Annotated in this window: 16 protein-coding genes; 3 read left to right on the top strand and 13 right to left on the bottom strand. The window is 68.2% G+C overall.

The genetic code is table 11. The annotated features are described in order from the left end of the window. Positions 1 to 378: 378 nt before the first annotated feature. From L1Z78_RS26065 to dkgB, 10 genes are all read right to left on the bottom strand, one after another. Complete coding sequence (locus L1Z78_RS26065; protein WP_234639221.1) at positions 379 to 1,134, bottom strand: 5'-methylthioadenosine/adenosylhomocysteine nucleosidase; 756 nt, start codon at positions 1,132 to 1,134, stop codon at positions 379 to 381. Between the two features lie 86 nt (positions 1,135 to 1,220). Next, on the bottom strand, positions 1,221 to 2,018 hold the full coding sequence (locus L1Z78_RS26070; protein ID WP_234639222.1) for an aspartate dehydrogenase: 798 nt from the start codon (positions 2,016 to 2,018) through the stop codon (positions 1,221 to 1,223). Between the two features lie 54 nt (positions 2,019 to 2,072). Next, positions 2,073 to 2,879 carry an IclR family transcriptional regulator gene (locus L1Z78_RS26075; RefSeq protein WP_234639223.1) on the bottom strand — a complete coding sequence of 269 codons (807 nt, stop codon included), beginning with the start codon at positions 2,877 to 2,879 and terminating at the stop codon, positions 2,073 to 2,075. Positions 2,880 to 2,901: 22 nt separating this feature from the next. Next, positions 2,902 to 3,756: an alpha/beta fold hydrolase gene (locus tag L1Z78_RS26080; RefSeq protein WP_234639224.1), complete on the bottom strand. Its 855-nt coding sequence runs from the start codon at positions 3,754 to 3,756 to the stop codon at positions 2,902 to 2,904. Between the two features lie 13 nt (positions 3,757 to 3,769). Beyond that, a complete protein-coding gene (locus L1Z78_RS26085; protein ID WP_016449821.1) occupies positions 3,770 to 4,300 on the bottom strand; it encodes a cupin domain-containing protein in 531 nt (176 codons plus the stop codon). Positions 4,301 to 4,484: 184 nt separating this feature from the next. Beyond that, a complete protein-coding gene (locus L1Z78_RS26090) occupies positions 4,485 to 5,681 on the bottom strand; it encodes an MFS transporter (protein WP_234639225.1) in 1,197 nt (398 codons plus the stop codon). Positions 5,682 to 5,703: 22 nt separating this feature from the next. Next, a complete protein-coding gene (locus L1Z78_RS26095) occupies positions 5,704 to 6,588 on the bottom strand; it encodes an NAD(P)-dependent oxidoreductase (protein ID WP_234639226.1) in 885 nt (294 codons plus the stop codon). A gap of 134 nt (positions 6,589 to 6,722) precedes the next feature. After that, positions 6,723 to 7,313, bottom strand: a complete 591-nt coding sequence (locus tag L1Z78_RS26100; RefSeq protein ID WP_234639227.1) for a TetR/AcrR family transcriptional regulator — start codon at positions 7,311 to 7,313, stop codon at positions 6,723 to 6,725. Positions 7,314 to 7,568: 255 nt separating this feature from the next. Continuing rightward, a complete protein-coding gene (locus L1Z78_RS26105) occupies positions 7,569 to 9,248 on the bottom strand; it encodes a long-chain-fatty-acid--CoA ligase (protein WP_234639228.1) in 1,680 nt (559 codons plus the stop codon). Between the two features lie 134 nt (positions 9,249 to 9,382). Continuing rightward, on the bottom strand, positions 9,383 to 10,204 hold the full coding sequence (dkgB, locus tag L1Z78_RS26110) for a 2,5-didehydrogluconate reductase DkgB (RefSeq protein ID WP_234639229.1): 822 nt from the start codon (positions 10,202 to 10,204) through the stop codon (positions 9,383 to 9,385). A 141-nt stretch (positions 10,205 to 10,345) separates the two neighbouring features. Between dkgB and L1Z78_RS26115 the strand changes: the two genes are divergently transcribed. The 3 genes from L1Z78_RS26115 to L1Z78_RS26125 all read left to right on the top strand — a co-directional run bounded on the left by L1Z78_RS26115 (position 10,346) and on the right by L1Z78_RS26125 (position 13,565). Further along, positions 10,346 to 11,239 (top strand): LysR family transcriptional regulator, encoded by an 894-nt coding sequence (locus L1Z78_RS26115; RefSeq protein WP_234639230.1) that lies wholly within the window; start codon positions 10,346 to 10,348, stop codon positions 11,237 to 11,239. 113 nt (positions 11,240 to 11,352) lie between these two features. Then, the gene (locus L1Z78_RS26120) at positions 11,353 to 12,594 is read left to right on the top strand and encodes a M20 aminoacylase family protein (protein ID WP_234639231.1); all 1,242 of its coding nucleotides are present in this window, start codon (positions 11,353 to 11,355) and stop codon (positions 12,592 to 12,594) included. Continuing rightward, positions 12,591 to 13,565 carry a tripartite tricarboxylate transporter substrate binding protein gene (locus L1Z78_RS26125; protein ID WP_234639232.1) on the top strand — a complete coding sequence of 325 codons (975 nt, stop codon included), beginning with the start codon at positions 12,591 to 12,593 and terminating at the stop codon, positions 13,563 to 13,565. Before L1Z78_RS26120 ends, L1Z78_RS26125 begins: the two co-directional genes overlap by 4 nt. Before the next feature lie 12 nt (positions 13,566 to 13,577). Here L1Z78_RS26125 and L1Z78_RS26130 read toward each other — a convergent pair whose 3' ends face one another. The 3 genes from L1Z78_RS26130 to tkt all read right to left on the bottom strand — a co-directional run bounded on the left by L1Z78_RS26130 (position 13,578) and on the right by tkt (position 17,254). Beyond that, positions 13,578 to 13,937 (bottom strand): tRNA-binding protein, encoded by a 360-nt coding sequence (locus L1Z78_RS26130; RefSeq protein WP_234639233.1) that lies wholly within the window; start codon positions 13,935 to 13,937, stop codon positions 13,578 to 13,580. Between the two features lie 161 nt (positions 13,938 to 14,098). Continuing rightward, the gene (gap, locus tag L1Z78_RS26135; RefSeq protein WP_012202871.1) at positions 14,099 to 15,100 is read right to left on the bottom strand and encodes a type I glyceraldehyde-3-phosphate dehydrogenase; all 1,002 of its coding nucleotides are present in this window, start codon (positions 15,098 to 15,100) and stop codon (positions 14,099 to 14,101) included. Between the two features lie 108 nt (positions 15,101 to 15,208). Then, a complete protein-coding gene (tkt, locus tag L1Z78_RS26140) occupies positions 15,209 to 17,254 on the bottom strand; it encodes a transketolase (RefSeq protein ID WP_234639234.1) in 2,046 nt (681 codons plus the stop codon). Between the last annotated feature and the right edge of the window lie 23 nt (positions 17,255 to 17,277).

Raw genomic sequence — 17,277 nt, forward strand, 5'->3', positions numbered from 1 at the left:
GGCTGCTGGCTGCTGGCTGCTGGCTGTTCTACAGCCTTCCCCCTCTGCCCACGCCTGCGTTGGGCGGGATGCGGGGTGGCAGCCCTGCCGAAGGACAGGGCTGCTTCGTGATCTGACTTGCCGCAGTTGTCTGAGCGGAGCGCGCCAGCGCGCAGCGAGTTCTGCGGCGCACCCCGCATCCCGCCCAACGCAGGTCGCCCGTAGCGAAGCGAAGGGTCGTGGGCAGTGGGGGCGCGCTTCTTTGCTTACTTTCTTATCGCGCGATAAGAAAGTAAGTCGCCCGCCGGGGCGAGACCCGGCCTCGAAAAACAACCACCCGGCAGGGTCAAAAACCCGTCAAGGCAACGGCGAGTGCGGGTGCAATTGCAAGATCAAAAATCAGACAGCAAGCCGCCGCAAAAACCCATCCACCACCCGCAACGCATACCGACTCGCCACCACCCTCACGAACTCCGCAAAGTCCACATGCGCACTGTCATCCGCCCGATCGGAAACCGTCCGCATGGCCGCAAACGGCACGCCATAGTCCAGGCAGGCCTGCGCCACGGCGGCGCCTTCCATCTCCACCGCCAGCACCTCGTGCCCTGCAGCACGCAGGCCCTGCGCCAGGGCGCAAGAAGCGCCCGCCGTGCCCACGAACTGGTCACCGCTGGCAATCAGCCCCTGGTGCGCGCGCGGCGCCGTGGTGGCGTGGGCGGCGCGCAGGTCTTCGCCCGCATCGGCTACGCAGGCCTGGGCTGCGGCCAGGAGCGCGGCCGTCATTTCGGGGTCGCAGGGCAGGCGCGTGCGGCCGTAGCCGGGCATCTCCCAGCGCGGGAAGATGGGCGAGGCATCCAGGTCGTGCTGCAGGTATTCGCTGGCGATCACCACATCGCCCACCTGCACGCCATCGCCCAGGCCGCCGGCCACGCCGGTGAAGGCGATGCGGCGCACGCCGAAGCGCTCGATCAGCGCCGTGGCCGTGGTGGCGGCCGCCACCTTGCCTATGCCCGACAGCGCACAGACCATGTCGTGCCCATGCAGGCGTCCGCGCCAGAACATGCGGCCGGCGTGGGCCGTGCCCTGGGCGTCGGACATGGCATGGACCAGGCCTTCCTGTTCCTGCGGCAGGGCACTGAGGATGGCGATGGTCATGGAGGCTTCTCTTTCAACGGCACAGGCAAAAAGCAAAGGCGGCCCGGGGGCCGCCTATTGTGCCGCGACCCTGCGCCCGGCCCGGCTCAGATGGCGATGGCCGTGGCCTCGTTGAGCACGGCGCGCACCACGCTGTAGACGGTGAGGGCCGAGGTCTTGGGATTGGCCGCCAGCGGCTTGCCGCGCATGGTCAATTCCATGGACCCGAAGGCGCCGCGCGCGGCCACATGGTGCACGTTCTCGTCCACGCCCGGATCGGCGTACAGGCGCACCGTGGTCCGGTCCAGGCCCATGCCGGCCAGCGACAGGGTGGCGGCCACGTTGGCGTTCTTCGGATAGAGCTGGGCGGCCTCGCGTGCGCTGCCTTCGAAGATGCAGAAGGCTTCCTTGAGGCTGGCGAGGTCGCAGCGCTGTTCTGCGGGCGTGCCGGTCCAGGCCAGGGGCGGCTTGCGGCCGGTGTAGACCACTTCATCCAGGCCGCCGATGCGCGCGGCGGCCAGCGCGTCCACACCGCCGATGGCACCCGACAGCAATTGCACCTGGGTGTCTCCGGCCTCGGCCGCCGCCTGCACGGCCTCGGCCATGCCCGGGGCGCTGAGCGCGCCGATGGAGGCCACGACGGCAGGAATGCCGCGCCGCAGGGCGGGCAGCACATGCTCCTCGATGGCGGCATGGCCCGCGCACTCCACGATGAGGTCGGGCAGGTCTTCGGCCTCCAGCGCAGCCACGGCACGCGCCTGGGGTGCATGCAGGGCCAGGGTGGCGCGCACAGCGTCGGTCACGTCCGGCACAAGCACCCAGCCCACCTGCACGGCGGCATGTCCCTTGAGCAGTTCGAGCACGCTGGCGCCAATCGCACCGCAGCCAATCACAGCAATCTTCATCGTCATATCTTTCTGGGAAGGAATGCGCTGGCGGCCGGTGTGCCCACCATCCGTTCAGCGCAGAAAACCGGGATGCTGGGCACGCAGGTGGCCGGCCAGTTCATCAGCGGCGGCACGTACCTGCTCCACCCAGTCGGCCATGCGGCCGGGAGCGATTTCGGTGAAGGCCACGGCCATGCCCAGGCCCGCCACGATGCGCCCCTGCGCATCGCGCACGGGCGCGGCGATGCTGGAGACGCCGGGCTCGTAGAAGCCCTCGCCCATGGCGTAGCCGCGTTCATGGTCCTGCTGCAGCAACTGCAGCAACTGTTCCACGCTGCGCGGCGTGCTTTCCGAGAACTGGGGCAGTTCGCTGCCGCCGAACAGGGCGCGCAGCTGGTCCGCATCCATGTCCTGCAGCAGGGCGCGGCCCAGCACGGTGGCATGGGCCGGCAGGCGCGAGCCCACGCGCACGGCGCCCTGGAAGGCGCCGGCCGGCGCAATGCGCGCCACGTAGACCACGGAGGTGCCGTCCAGCAGTGCCAGGTTGGTGGTGAAGCCCAGGCGCTCGCACAGCGACTGCAGCACGGGCTCGGCCAGCTGGGCCAGCGGCTGGGTGGACAGGTAGTCATAGCCCAGGCGCAGCACGGCCAGGCCCAGCCGGTATTCGGTGCCCGAGCGTTGCAGATACCCCATGCCCTCCAGCGTCGTCAGCATCCGGAACACCGTGGACCGGGGCAGCGCCAGGGTGCGCGCCAGGTCGGGCGCGCTCCAAACGGGCTGCGAGGGGCTGAAGCAGGCCAGCAGGCGCAGGCCGCGCTCCAGCGCGGGAACGGTGTAGCGGTCGTTGTCGGTAGAGAGGGTTTCGGAGGTATCGCTCATCGCAGTTCGGGCCGGTAGGCCATCAGGTCAGCAGGGTGGCCAACCTCTGTGCGACATCCGCAGGTTGTTCGACGACAGAGGCATGGCCGGCTGCCGCAAGCGTAACGTACCGCGCCCCCAGTCTTGCGGCCCAGGCCGCACAGGCGGCCGGCGGCGTGACCACGTCGTGCGCGCCCACCCAGACCTCGACCGGCATGGCCAGTTGCCCCGCTGCCTGCCCCAGGTCGCTGCGGCACAGCAGCTCCACGGCCTGGGCGTAGCCTGCGGCATGCAGGCGCGCCGTGTTCCAGCGTACCCATTGGCGCACGGGCTCAGGCGCGGAGGGCGAGACCAGGCGCTGGTCGATGGCGGCTGCCAGCCCTTCGACACCTTTCTCCTGCAGGGCCGCAAGACGGCCCTGGCGTACCTTGGCCTGCTGCTCGCCCATGCCGGGTGCGCCATAGCCGCCAGCGGGGCTGATCAGCACCAGTTGCTGCACGCGCCCGGCGCCGGCCTGCACCGCCCAGGGCGTGCCCATGAGCGCACCCAGCGAGTGGCCGACCAGCAGGCAGCGGCGCACGCCCAGCGCCTGCAGCGACTGCTCCAGCACGCGGGCGTAGTCGGCGCCCGTGGGCGCGGCGGGTGCCAGCGGCGTGGAACGGCCGTAGCCGGGCGCATCCCAGGCCAGCACGCGCGTGCGCGGCGCCAGCGCCAGGGCCACGTCCAGCCAGGACGCAGCGCCTGAGCTGATGCCGTGCAGCATCACCACGGCAAAGTCCGAGGCCGTGTCGCCCGCCTCGCGCCAGGCGACCTGGGCGCCACCGGGCAGGGCGATGAGGTGTTCGGGGAACTGCGCCTGAAGGCGCTGCTCCATGCGCGATGACGTCTGCGCGGTCATGGCGGGCAACGGCTCAACGCTTGATCTTGGCCAGGGGGTGTTCTGGGGGATAGGTGGGCGTGATGGGCTTCTTGGCGCCCAGCATCACGCACATCAGCGCGTCTTCGTCGCCGATGTTGATTTCCTCGCGGTACACGCCGGGCGGCACGGAGACCACGTCGCGGTCGGTGAGGATGGTCTCGAAGCGCTGGCCGTCCTTTTCCAGCACGAGCTTGAGCTTGCCGCGGATCAGGAAGAAGACTTCCTCCACATCGGTGTGCAGATGCGATGGGCCTTCATTGCCGGCCGGGATGACCATGGTGGAGAAGGTGAAGTGCTCGGCCGGGATGGTGTTGCTGTCCGCGGCCACGCCCGTGCCGCCCGTGCCGATGTAGCGCATCTGGCCACGGCGGTACTTGGGATCGAAGTCGGCCTGGAACTTCAGCGCGTCGAAGTCGTACTTGCGCGTGGAAAACCGCGCCACGCGCGACTCCATCCATTGTTCGAAGCTGGAGCCTTCGGGCTGGTCCCAGGTGCGGGGCGTGTTCTGAGCGGATTCGGACATGTGTCTCTCCATCAACGTCGGTGGATCATGGCGGGGGAAGGCGCCATTTGTTTTATCCATGAATCACAGTTCATGGGGTAAAACAATTATAGAAAGATTGATCGCACGCAACAAGGGCCACATGCGCAGCGGCATGTGGCCCCCTTGCTGGCCCGTCTGCTGAGGGAACAGCGATGGCAGTGCCTCAGGCAGCCACGCTGCGCCGCCCAGGCCTGAAGCCCGCATGGCTGGCCGGCCAGACCACGGACAGGCAGGCCAGCGCCAACACCGCCAGCGCCCAGGGCAAGGCACGGGCACCCCACCAGCCCAGCAGCAGTCCGCCGGCCACTCCGCCACTTGCCACGGCCAGGTTGAAGACCGTCACCAGCATGGACTGGGCCACGTCGGCGCCCTCGCCTGCCGCGTCGGCCAGCGCGGTCTGCAGCAGCGTGGGTGCACCGCCAAAGCTCAGGCCCCAGGCCGCAACCCCGATCAGAACAGCAACGGCCGACTGCCCGGCCAGGCCCAGCACCAACGCAGACACGGCGAACAAGGCCAGGCTCACCACGGTGAGTGCGCGCAGCCAGCGGTCCACCAGCAGGCCCGTGAGCCAGATGCCGGCAATGGCCGCAAGGCCGAACAGCAGCAGCACCCCATCCACCCTTTGCCCCAGCCCCGCCGAAGCCAGGAAGGGAGCGATGAAGGTGTAGAGCATGTTGTGGGCCAGCATCCAGCCGAACAGCGCCAGCAGCACGGGGCGCACGCCGGGCATGCGCAGGATGCGCGCCACGGGCTGGCGTTGGTGCGTCGTCTGCCCGGCGTAATCCGGCACGCCCAGCCGCACCCAGGCCAGCAGCAGCAGGCACAGCGCCGACAGCGCCCAGAACACGCCGCGCCAGTCGAACAGGCTGCCCAGCCAGGCGCCCAGCGGCACGCCGGCCGCCAGGGCCAACGGCTGGCCCACGCCCGCCACGGCCAGTGCACGCCCCTGCAGATGCGGCGGCACCATGCGCCGCGCATAGCCGGCCACCAGCCCCCAGATCACGCCGGCAGCCATGCCTGCGGCAAAGCGGGCGACCAGGGTCAGGCCGTAGTGGCCGGACAGCGCGGTGAGGCTGTTGAACAGCAGCAGCCCACCCACCGCCGCCATGAACAGCGGACGGCGTCTGAGCCCGCGCGTGGCGGCCACGACGGGAATGGCGGCCAGCACCGAACCCAGCGCGTACAGCGTGACCATCTGGCCGGCCATGGCCTCGGACACTGCCAGCCCCGTGCCGATCTGCGGCAGCAGGCCGGCCGGCAGGGTCTCGGTCATGATGGCCAGAAAGCCTGCCATCGCCAGGGCCAGCAGCCTGCCCAGCGGCAGGCCTGTGTCGAAGGAGGTGTCCATGGACGAATTCATTGCCTTGTCCTTGCTGCGCATCTCAGGCATGGGAGGCTGGATGGGATGCCAGGTGCGATGCCGCCATGTCCTTGTCGCCATGCCCGGCGGCCAGCGCGCGCTCGAAGCGGCGCAGCCCGGCCTGTGCGCCATCCAGCAGCAGGCCTGCGCCGGCGGCGGCATCGGCCACCAGTTGCGCGTCCTTGACGGCATTGGCCACGGTGAAGCTGGCGTCGTAGCGGCCTGACAGCATGGCCGCGGCCTTGGCCTGGAAGAAGCCGCTGTCCATGGGCCCGCCCGTGACGGCATCGACCACCAGGGCCGGTTCTATGTCCAGCCCCTTGGCCAGCGCCAGGCTTTCGGCCAGGCCATGCGTGAGTGCGAAGGCCCAGTGGTTGAGCGCCAGCTTGAGCCGGCTGGCGGCGCCTGCCTGCTGCGCAATCCACAGGCTGCGCTGGCCAATGGCATCGAACACCGGCTGCACCTCGCCGCGCTGCGCCAGCGGGCCTGCGGCCAGGATGACCAGCTGGCCCTGCTCGGCCGGCTGGCGCGTGCCCTGCACGGGGCAGTCGTAGAACACCAGGCCCTGCTGTTCTGCGAACTGCGCCAGCGGCGCGATGGCGTCCACACCCACCGTGCTCAGCTGCAGCCACAGCGTGCCGGGCTGCAGCGCAGGCGCGGCGGCCTGCATGGCCTGCAGCACGGCCGGCCCGTCCTTGAGCACGGTGACGACGATGCGGGCGCCACGCACGGCGTCGGCTGCATCGCCACAGGCCTGAACGCCATCGGCCGCAAGGGCCTGGGCCTTGGCGGTCGTCCGGTTCCAGGCGCGGACGGTGAAGCCCTTGCGTTGCAGGTTACGGGCGACGGGCGCGCCGATCAGGCCGGTGCCGAGCACGGCAATGGTGATTTGAAGGTTTGAATGCATGGAAACTCCAGGGTGATGAGAGTGAAACAGACACGGAAAACAGAAATCCGGATTACTGGAACGATCATTCCAATTCAAGGAAAATAAAACCCCGCAACGGCACGACATGCGCGCGGCGGGTGACGGGTGGCCGGCTACTGCGCCTGCAGCGCCATGTCGACCACGTCGACCACATCCATCAGGCACTGGCGGCGCTGCGCCGCGCTGCTGCCCTTGCCCAGCACGCGCAGGCCCTGAATGGTGTTGACGATGAAGCGCGCCAGGGCGCGCGGCTTTTTGCTGTCGGTGATGTCGCCTTCCTGCTGGCCGCGCAGGATGAGCTTTTCCAGCGCCTTTTGCAGGCGCTGGAAGTTGCCGGCCACCCTCTCGGCCACGGCCTCGTCATGGCCGGCCAGCTCCAGCGCGGCATTGGCGACCAGGCAGCCACGGCGCCCGGCATCGCTCAATTCGTCCTGCACGATGCGCAGCAGCAGCTGCCGTACCAGGTCCCGGGCGCGTCCCGGGCCGGACAGCAGTTCCACGTTGGAGGTGGTCACGGCTTCATAGCGGCGCAGCGCATGCTGGAACAGCCCCTGCTTGTTCTCGAAAGTGCCGTACAGGCTGCTGCGCGACAGGCCCGTGCCATCCACCAGGTCCTGCACCGAGGTCGCGGCATAGCCGCGCTGCCAGAAGACCCGCATGGCGGCATCGGCGATCTCGTCGGGGTCGAAGTCCTTGGTTCGCATGGCGACTCATTGAATTGGAACGATCATTCCATTCAATGTAGACCGGCGTTCCCGGCATGTCAATGCATCCGCGCAAAGGCCTTCATCCACAGGGAATTTCCAGGTCCGCCTTCACACGGCACGGCGCGACGAGGGGCTTGAGCCATTCGACGTCGAGGTTCTCTGCGCCAGGGTGGCGGGGGTGGAGCCGAGGACGGCCAGGGCCGGGGCACCTCGGCGCCCGTTCCTGCACAGGAGCATGGGCCCTGCAGCCGGCTACTTGCTGTCCCGCAGCTCGCGGCGCAGGATCTTGCCGACCGGCGTCTTGGGTAGCTCGGTGCGGAACTCGATCACGCGGGGCCGCTTGTAGCCCGTGAGGTTTTCGTGGCAGAAGTCGCGCACGGCCTGCTCGGTCAGGCTGTCGTCCTTGCGCACGATGACCAGCTTGACGGCCTCGCCGGTCTTCTCGTCGGGCACGCCGACCACGGCGCATTCGAGCACGCCGGGGCAGTTGGAGACCACATCCTCGACCTCGTTGGGATAGACGTTGAAGCCGCTGACCAGGACCATGTCCTTCTTGCGGTCCACGATCCTGAAGAAGCCGCGCTCGTCCATGGTGCCGATGTCGCCGGTGCGGAAGTAGCCGTCGGCGGTGAACACCTTGGCGGTCTCGTCGGGACGCTGCCAGTAGGCGGCCATGACCTGCGGGCCCTTGATCGCCACTTCGCCGCGCTCGCCGGGGCCGGTGACGTCGCGGCCCTCGTCATCGACGAGCTTCATGTACGTGCTGGGCAGCGGAACACCGATGGTGCCCGAGAACTCCGTGGAGGTGACGGGGTTGCAGCTGGCCGAGGGACTGGTCTCGGACAGGCCGTAGCCCTCGCAGATCGGGCAGCCCGTCTTTTGCAGCCACAGCTGTGCCACGGCGCTTTGCACGGCCATGCCCCCGCCCACCGAGACTTTCAGGTGCGACCAGTCCACGGTATTGAAATCCGGGTGGTTGGCCAGGCCGTTGAACAGCGTGCTCACGGCAGGAAAGCTGTGAAAGCGCTGGGTGGACAGCTCCTTGAGCGTGGCCTTGAGGTCGCGCGGGTTGGGAATGAGGATGGTCTTTCCGCCCGTGCGCATGGACAGCATCATGTTCACCGTGAAGGCAAAGATGTGGTACAGCGGCAGCGCGCAGATGCTGGTGGGCTGCTCGCCGGCCGGCACCTTGCCCATGGCGGGCTGGTTCCAGGCCTCGGACTGCAGCACGTTGGCGATGATGTTGCTGTGCAGCAGCACCGCGCCCTTGCTCACGCCCGTGGTGCCGCCCGTGTACTGCAGCAGGGCCATGTCGGTGGCCTGCAGCTGCGGCGCCTGGAACGGCGAGCGCATGCCCTTGGCCAGCGCATCGTTGAAGCGCACGGCCCCCGGCAGCGAGAACGGGGGCACCAGCTTCTTGACCTTGCGCACCACGTAGTTGACGATGGCGCCCTTGAGCATGCCCAACTGGTCGCCCATGGTGCACAGCACCACGTGCTGCACCGGCGTGGCCGCCTTGCAGGCCTGGAAGGTATGGGCGAAGTTCTCGATGATGACGATGGCCTTGGCGCCCGAGTCCTTGAGTTGGTGCTCCAGCTCGCGCGCCGTATACAGCGGATTGACGTTGACCACCACGAAGCCCGCGCGCAGCACGCCCGCCACGGCCACCGGATACTGGGGGATGTTGGGCATCATCAGCGCCACGCGGTCGCCGCGCGCCAGGCCCAGGCTCTGCAGATAGGCGGCAAACGCCCGGCTTTGCGCATCCACCTGGGCATAGGTCAGCTCCTTGCCCATGAAGGAATAGGCAACGCGGTCCGCATAACGGCTGAAGGCCTCCTCCATCAGGGCCACCAGCGAAGGGTATTGGGAGGGATCGATGTCGGCGGGCACACCTGCCGGATAGGCACCCAGCCATGGGCGGTCACTCATGCTGCTCGTCTCCTGGTTATCTCGATAGAACGTGCATTCTCATAAAAAGCACGATCGTTCGATACTGTGATAACCCTAGTATTACCCCTAGGGTTCACATTGCACTGCTCCAGGTCAAAACTCGCCGGCCGAGTTCAGTCCCAGTCTGGTGCCAGCCCATCGGGGCTCACCTGGCGGTCGCCGCGTTCCAGCGCGGCGATGCGCTGCATGTCTTCGGCGCCCAGCACCAGCTGGCGGCTGTCCAGGTTGGCCTGCAGGTGGGCGCGCTGGGTGGACGAGGGGATGACGGCATAGCCCATGGCCATGGCCCAGGCCAGCGCCACCTGGGCGGGCGTGGCGCCATGGGCGGTGGCGATGTCGGCCAGCACGGGATCGGCCAGCAGCTTGCCGTAGCCCAGCGTCATGTACGAGGTGGTGTGAATGCCCTGCTGGCGTGCGAAGTCGGTGACGGCACGGTTTTGCAGATAGGGGCTCAGTTCGATCTGGTTGGTGGCGATGTTCGCGGCGCCCACGGCGGCAATGGATTGCTGCAGCAGCGCGATGTTGAAGTTGGACACGCCGATGTGGCGCGTCAGCCCCTGCTCCCTGGCGCGCATGAGCGCGCCCAGGCTGTCCTCCAGCGGCACGCTGCGCGAGGGCCAGTGGATCAGGGTCAGCTCCACATGGTCGGTGCGCAGGGCTTCCAGGCTGCGTTCCAGGCTGGGGATCAGCGCGTCGGCAGACAGGTTCTCGGTCCAGATCTTGGTGGTGAGGAACAACTGATCGCGCGGCACGGCGCTGGCGGCGATGGCGGCACCCACATCGGCCTCGTTGCCGTAGATCTGGGCGGTGTCGATGGCACGGTAGCCCACCTCCAGGGCCTGGCCCACGGAGTGGCGCACCACCTCGTCCTTGAGGCGGAAGGTGCCCAGGCCGAACGCGGGCACCACGGAAGCGGGAGAGGAAGTCGATGTCATGCAGTTCTTTCAAAAAAGCAGAAAGGGCGCGGAACAACGCCCCGAAGACCGCAGTCTGGCGCGTTAACGCTTGCAGATAAAGCCTGGTATCAGCAGAAAATATTTGACGCTGCAGCAACAATTGCGCCAAGCTGGCGCCCCATGAAAACCACCCTGGACGAGTTGCAGGCCTTTCGCGCCGTGATCGACTGCGGCAGCATCACGGCTGCGGCCGAGCAGTTGGGACAGACCACCTCGGGCATCAGCCGCAGCCTGTCGCGCCTGGAGAAAAAGCTGGCCACCACCTTGGTGCGGCGCACCACGCGCAGCCTGGAGCTGACCGAGGAAGGCGAGCGCTTTCTGGCCCGCACGCGCGAGGTGCTGCAGGCCCTGGACGCGGCCGAGGAGGAACTGGCCGCGCGGCGCCAGGCGCCGGCCGGGCTGCTGCGCGTCAATGCCGCCTCGCCCTTCATGCTGCATGCCATCGTGCCCCTGGTGGCCGAGTTCCGCGCCCGCTATCCGCTGATCACGCTGGAGCTGAACACCGATGACCTGCACATCGACCTGCTGGCCCAGCGCACCGACATCGCCATCCGCATCGGCGAGCTGCGCGACTCCACGCTGCATGCGCGGCTGCTGTGCCACAGCGTGCTGCGCGTGCTGGCCAGCCCCGCCTACCTGCAGGCCCATGGCCCCGTGGCGAGCGTGGCTGCGCTGGCGCGCCACCAGCGCATCGGCAACAGCCAGGTGCCGGGCCTGAACCACTGGCCGCTGCGCACGCCCGAGGGCGGCGACCGCTGGGATGCCGCGCCCCAGCTCACGGCCTCCAGCGGCGAGACCATGCGCCAGCTGGCCCTGGCCGGCCAGGGCGTGGTCTGCCTGGCCGACTTCATGACCGTGCGCGATCGCGCCCAGGGCGAGCTGGTGCAGGTGCTGGCGCGCGAGACCGTGCAGCAGCGCCAGCCCATCCACGCCGTCTACTACCGCAACACGGCGCTGGCCGCGCGCATCGCGGCCTTCCTGGACTTTCTCTCAACGCACATGGCGGCTTCCTGAGCCGCGCTGCGCGGGCGGTCCGCGCTTGTGCATGAACGGCGCATGCATATGCGATTTGCTTCGTTGCCGCGCGGCAGGCGGCTTTCCAGAATCCAGGGTTCACCGCGGCAGGCATGGGCCGGTTGCGGCCGGAGACTGCCTTGCCCCACCTGATCGATAGCTTTGCCGACATGGCGCCCTTCGTGGCCCTGCGGCGCGACCTGCATGCCCACCCCGAACTGGGCTTCGAGGAACACCGGACCTCGGCCATCGTCGCCGAACGCCTGGCCGCCTGGGGCGTGGAGGTGCACACCGGCCTGGCGGGCACGGGGGTGGTCGGTGTGGTGCATGGCCGGCACGCAGGCACGCGCACCATCGGCCTGCGCGCCGACCTGGACGCACTGCCGCTGGAAGAAGAAAACCGCTTCGCCCACCGCTCTCAGCACGCGGGCCGCATGCATGCCTGCGGCCATGACGGCCATACCACCATGCTGCTGGCGGCGGCCTGGCACCTGGCGCGCACGCGCGACTTCGCGGGCACGGTACACCTGATCTTTCAGCCGGCTGAAGAGATGGGCAAGGCCGGCGCACGCAGGATGATCGACGAAGGCCTGTTCGAGCGCTTTCCCTGCGATGCGGTCTTCGCCCTGCACAACTTCGCGCTGGACCGCGTGGGCAGCTTCGCGCTCAACCCGGGCGCGCTCATGGCCTCCAGCAACACCTTCCGCATCGTGCTGCATGGGCAGGGCACGCATGCCTCGCTGCCACACACGGGCACCGACCCCGTGGCCGCCACCATAGACCTGGCCCAGCAGTTGCAGACCCTGGTCGCTCGCCATGTGGATTCGCGCGAACGCGCGCTGCTGGCGGTCACGCAGATCCAGGGCTCGGACGCGCCCAACGTGATTCCCGACAGCGCCTGGGTGGGCGGCACGGTGCGCACCTTCTCCGTGGCGGCGCTGGACATTCTCGAAGCCGCCCTGCGCCGCCAGGCCGAGCACACGGCCCTGGCCCATGGCTGCAGGGCCGAGATCCATTTCCGACGCGCCTCGCCGCCCCTGGTCAACCACGCGGCCAAGGCCGCCTTCGCTGCCGCCGTGATGCGCGAGATCGCGGGCGAGGACGCCGTGGACACGCAGTTCCCCGGCGTGCTGGCGGCCGAGGACTTCGCCCACATGCTGCAGGCGCGGCCCGGCTGCTACGCCTTCATCGGCAACGGCCAGGGCGATCACCGCCTGCCCGGCCATGGCGACGGCCCCTGCCTGATCCACAACCGCTCCTACGACTTCAACGACGACATCCTCGCCACGGGCGCCAGCTACTTCGTGCGGCTGGTGGAGCGGTGGCTTGCCGTCCCCCAGGAAACCTCCCCATGAAAACCCATCACCCTTCTCCCGTCACCCGCCGCGTTCTGCTGGCAGCCACCCTGGCCTTGGGACTGGCACCTGCCGTGCACGCCGAACGCGTGATCCGCATCGTCGTGCCCTTCGGCGCAGGCGCCACGCAGGACACGGTGGCACGCACTTTCAGCAATGAACTGGGCCAGGTCCTGGGCGCCAACGTGGTGGTGGAGAACCGCGCGGGCGCGGGTGGCAGCATGGGCACGGCCCAGGTGGCCAAGTCCGCGCCGGACGGCAACACCCTGGTGCTGGCCGCCGCCAGCCACAATCTGGCCGGCCACCTGTACGCAAAGCTGCCCTATGACCCGCTCAAGGACTTCGTGGGCGTGTCCTTCCTGGGCCGAACAGGCTATGTGGTGGGCGTGCCGGCCGCCTCGGGCGTGCAGACCCTGGGCGAGCTGTTGCAACGCGCCAGGGCCCAGCCCGGCCAACTCAACTATGCGTCGGCCGGCAATGGCAGCGCCTCGCACCTGGCATCGGCCTCGCTGGCCGCGCAGGCGGGCATCAAGCTCCAGCACATCCCCATGAAATCCACGGGCGACGCCACGACCGAGCTGCTGGCCGGCCGCGTACAGCTGGTCACCGGCGCCACCATCGGCATGCTGGCCTTCCAGAAGGACCCGCGCGTGAAGCTGCTGGCCTACTCGGGGCAGCAGCGCTCGCGCTTCCTGCCCGATCTGCCGACGGTGGCGGAGTCCGGCGTGCCCGGCTATGCCTTCGACTCCTGGCTGGGCCTGCTGGCACCGGCCGGCACGCCGCCCGCCGAAGTGGAGCGCATCAACGCCGCCGTGCGCAAGGTGCTGGCCGAGCCCGTGGTCCAGGAGCGCCTGGCCCGCGTGGGCGTGGAAGCCGCCACGCTGCCGGCCGCCGAATTCCAGCGCCTGCTCAAGGACGACTGGGAAGCGTCCGGGCGCATCGTCAAGGCGGCCGACGTGCGCATCGAATAGTCCACAAGGCCGTCACAGCAGCTTGGTGCCCAGCGGCACCTCGCGGTCGGGCACGCACAGCGCGACCTCGCCGTTCTCGTTGTGGAATCCCGTGACCAGGCATTCCGAGCGCATGGGGCCGATCTGCTTGCTGGGAAAGTTCAGCACGGCCACCACCTGGCGGCCTATCAGTTCCTCGGGCCGGTACAGCGCCGTGATCTGGGCGCTGGACTTGCGCAGGCCCAGTTCGGGGCCGAAATCGACCTGCAGCACATAGGCAGGGCGGCGCGCCTCCTTGAACACCTGGGCGTCCACGATGCGGCCCACGCGCAGCTCCACCTTGAGGAAGTCGTCAAAACCAATCGTTTCGTGCAATGCGGATGAATGCGTCATGCGGCCATGATGCCGCGCGGCCGGGGCCGGCTTTGTCGAGCAACGCTTGCAGTGCGGGGCAGACTGTCCGCCATGAAAAAGGCCGGCATCGCGTCCGATGCCGGCCTGGTGCGGGGCCCTCGACAGGCCCCGCAGCGGTTCACGCCAGGAATTGCCTGGAATTACTTGGCGGCGACCACGCGCACCATTTCCAGGCACTTGTTCGAGTAGCCCCACTCGTTGTCGTACCAGGACACGACCTTCACGAAGGTCTTGTCCAGGGCGATGCCGGCTTCGGCATCGAACACCGAGGTGCAGGACTCGCCGCGGAAGTCGGTCGCCACGACCTTGTCTTCGGTGTAGCCCAGCACGCCCTTGAGCGCGCCCTGGGACTGGGCCTTCATCTCGGCGCAGATCTCTTCATAGCTGGCTTCGCTGTTCAGCTCCACGGTCAGGTCCACCACCGACACGTCGGAGGTGGGCACGCGGAAGGACATGCCGGTCAGCTTCTTGTTGAGCTCGGGAATCACCACGCCCACGGCCTTGGCTGCGCCCGTGCTGGAGGGAATGATGTTCTCCAGGATGCCGCGGCCGCCGCGCCAGTCCTTGTTGCTGGGGCCGTCCACGGTCTTTTGCGTGGCGGTGGCGGCGTGCACGGTGGTCATCAGGCCGCGCTTGATGCCCCACTTGTCGTTGAGCACCTTGGCCACGGGAGCCAGGCAGTTGGTGGTGCACGAGGCGTTGGAGATCACGTCCTGGCCGGCGTAGGTCTTGCAGTTCACGCCGAAGACGAACATCGGCGTGCTGTCCTTGGAAGGCGCGGACATGATGACCTTCTTGGCGCCGGCAGCCAGGTGCTTGCGTGCGGTCTCGTCGGTCAGGAACAGGCCGGTGGCCTCGATCACGATGTCGGCGCCGACTTCGTTCCACTTCAGGTTGGCGGGGTCGCGCTCCTGCGTCAGGCGGATGGTCTTGCCGTTGACGATCAGGTTGGAGCCCTCCACCGAGACCTCGCCCTTGAAGCGGCCGTGCACGCTGTCGTACTTGAGCATGTAGGCCAGGTAGTCGGGCTCGAGCAGGTCGTTGATGCCCACGACTTCGATGTCGCTGAAGTTCTGCACGGCAGCGCGGAACACCATGCGGCCGATGCGGCCGAAGCCGTTGATACCGATCTTGATCGTCATATATGCCTCTTGGATTGACGGATTGCGAAAAACGGAAAAACTGAAACGGTGAGGACCAGGACAGGCCTGGCAGGCGGCAAAAAGGGGCCACAGGCCCCTTCTCGCAGCTTACTTGCCGGCGCGCTGCAGCGCAGCCTGCACGGTGTCGGCGACGTTCTCGGCCGTGAAGCCGAAGTGCTTGAACAGCACGGGCGCGGGCGCCGATTCGCCGTAGGTGTCGATGCCGACGACGGCGGCGCAGCCGTACTTCCACCAGAAGTCGGTCACGCCCATTTCCACGGCGATGCGCGGCAGGTTGGCCGGCAGCACCTGGCTCTTGTACTTCGCGTCCTGGCGGTCGAAGGTCGTGGTGCTGGGCATGGAGACCACGCGCACGGCGATCTTGCGATCGGCCAGCAGCTTCTGCGCGGCCAGGGCCAGCTGCACTTCGGAGCCGGTGGCGATGATGACGGCCTGGGCCTTCTTGTTCAGGCCGACGGCCTTGGGCTCGGACAGCACGTAGGCGCCGCAGGCGATGTCGTCCAGCGCGTCTTCGGTCTTGGCTGCGTAGGCCAGGTTCTGGCGCGACAGCAGCAGGGCCGTGGGCTTGTTCTTCTGGCTCAGGGCCACGGTCCAGGCGACGGCGGTTTCCGTGGTGTCTGCAGGGCGCCAGACATCCAGGCCCGGGATCAGGCGCAGCGAGGCGGCGTGCTCGATGGACTGGTGGGTGGGACCGTCCTCGCCCAGGCCGATGGAGTCGTGCGTGAAGACGTGGATCACGCGCTGCTTCATCAGCGCGGCCATGCGGATGGCGTTGCGGCTGTAGTCGCTGAAGGTCAGGAAGGTGCCGGCGTAGGGGATGTAGCCACCGTGCAGGGCGATGCCGTTCATGATGGCGGCCATGCCGAACTCGCGCACACCGTAGTTGATGTGGCGGCCGATCTTGCCGTCCTCGGTCAGGACCACGGCACCCTTGTCGTCCACGCGCAGCGAAGGCGTGCTCTTGGTGTTGGTCAGGTTGGAGCCGGTCAGGTCGGCCGAGCCGCCCAGCAGTTCGGGCAGGGCAGCGGTCAGGCCTTCCAGGGCCAGCTGGCTGGCCTTGCGGCTGGCCACGGTGGCGCCGGCGTCATGCGCGTCGGAGGCGATCTGCGCGGCGATCTCGCCGAAGTTGGCGGGCAGTTCGCCGGCCATGCGGCGCTTGAATTCGGCGGCCAGCTCGGGGAAGGCCTTGGCATAGGCGGCGAACTTCCTGTTCCAGGCGGCTTCGGACTTGGCGCCGGCGGCCTTGGCATCCCAGTCGCCATACACGCTGGCGGGGATGTCGAAGGGGCCATGCTCCCAGCCCAGGGCGGCGCGGGTCAGCGCGATTTCCTCGGCGCCCAGGGGTTCGCCGTGGGCCTTGGCCGTGTCCTGGCGGTTGGGCGAGCCCTTGCCGATGTGGGTCTTGCAGCAGATCAGCGTGGGCTTGTCGGCGCTCTTCCTGGCAGCGGCGATGGCCTTGTCCACGGCATCCACGTCGTGGCCGTCGACGTCGCGGATCACGTTCCAGCCATAGGCCTCGAAGCGCGCGGGCGTGTTGTCGATGAACCAGGGGGCGACCTTGCCGTCAATGGAGATGCCGTTGTCGTCGTACAGGGCGACCAGCTTGTTCAGCTTCCAGGCGCCGGCCAGGGCCGCGGCCTCGTGGCTGATGCCTTCCATCAGGCAGCCGTCACCCAGGAACACATAGGTGTGGTGGTCGACGATGGAGTGGCCCGCGCGGTTGAACTCGGCGGCCAGCAGCTTTTCGGCCAGCGCGAAGCCCACGGCATTGGTGATGCCCTGGCCCAGGGGTCCGGTGGTGGTTTCCACGCCGGGGGTGACGCCCACTTCGGGGTGGCCGGCCGTCTTGCTGTGCAGCTGGCGGAAGTTCCTGAGCTCGTCGATAGGCAGCGCGTAGCCCGTCAGGTGCAGCAGCGCGTAGATCAGCATGGAGCCGTGGCCGTTGGACAGGATGAAGCGGTCGCGGTCCGCCCATTGCGGGTTGACGGGGTTGTGCTTGAGGTGACGGCTCCACAGTGCCACGGCCATGTCGGCCATGCCCATGGGGGCGCCGGGGTGACCGGAGTTGGCTTGTTGAACGGCATCCATTGCGAGTGCGCGGATCGCATTCGCCATTTGTTGAGTGTTGGCCATCAGGGCGCTCCGTAAAGGAGGGG

Source organism: Delftia tsuruhatensis, assembly GCF_903815225.1.
GTDB lineage: Bacteria > Pseudomonadota > Gammaproteobacteria > Burkholderiales > Burkholderiaceae_C > Comamonas > Comamonas tsuruhatensis_A.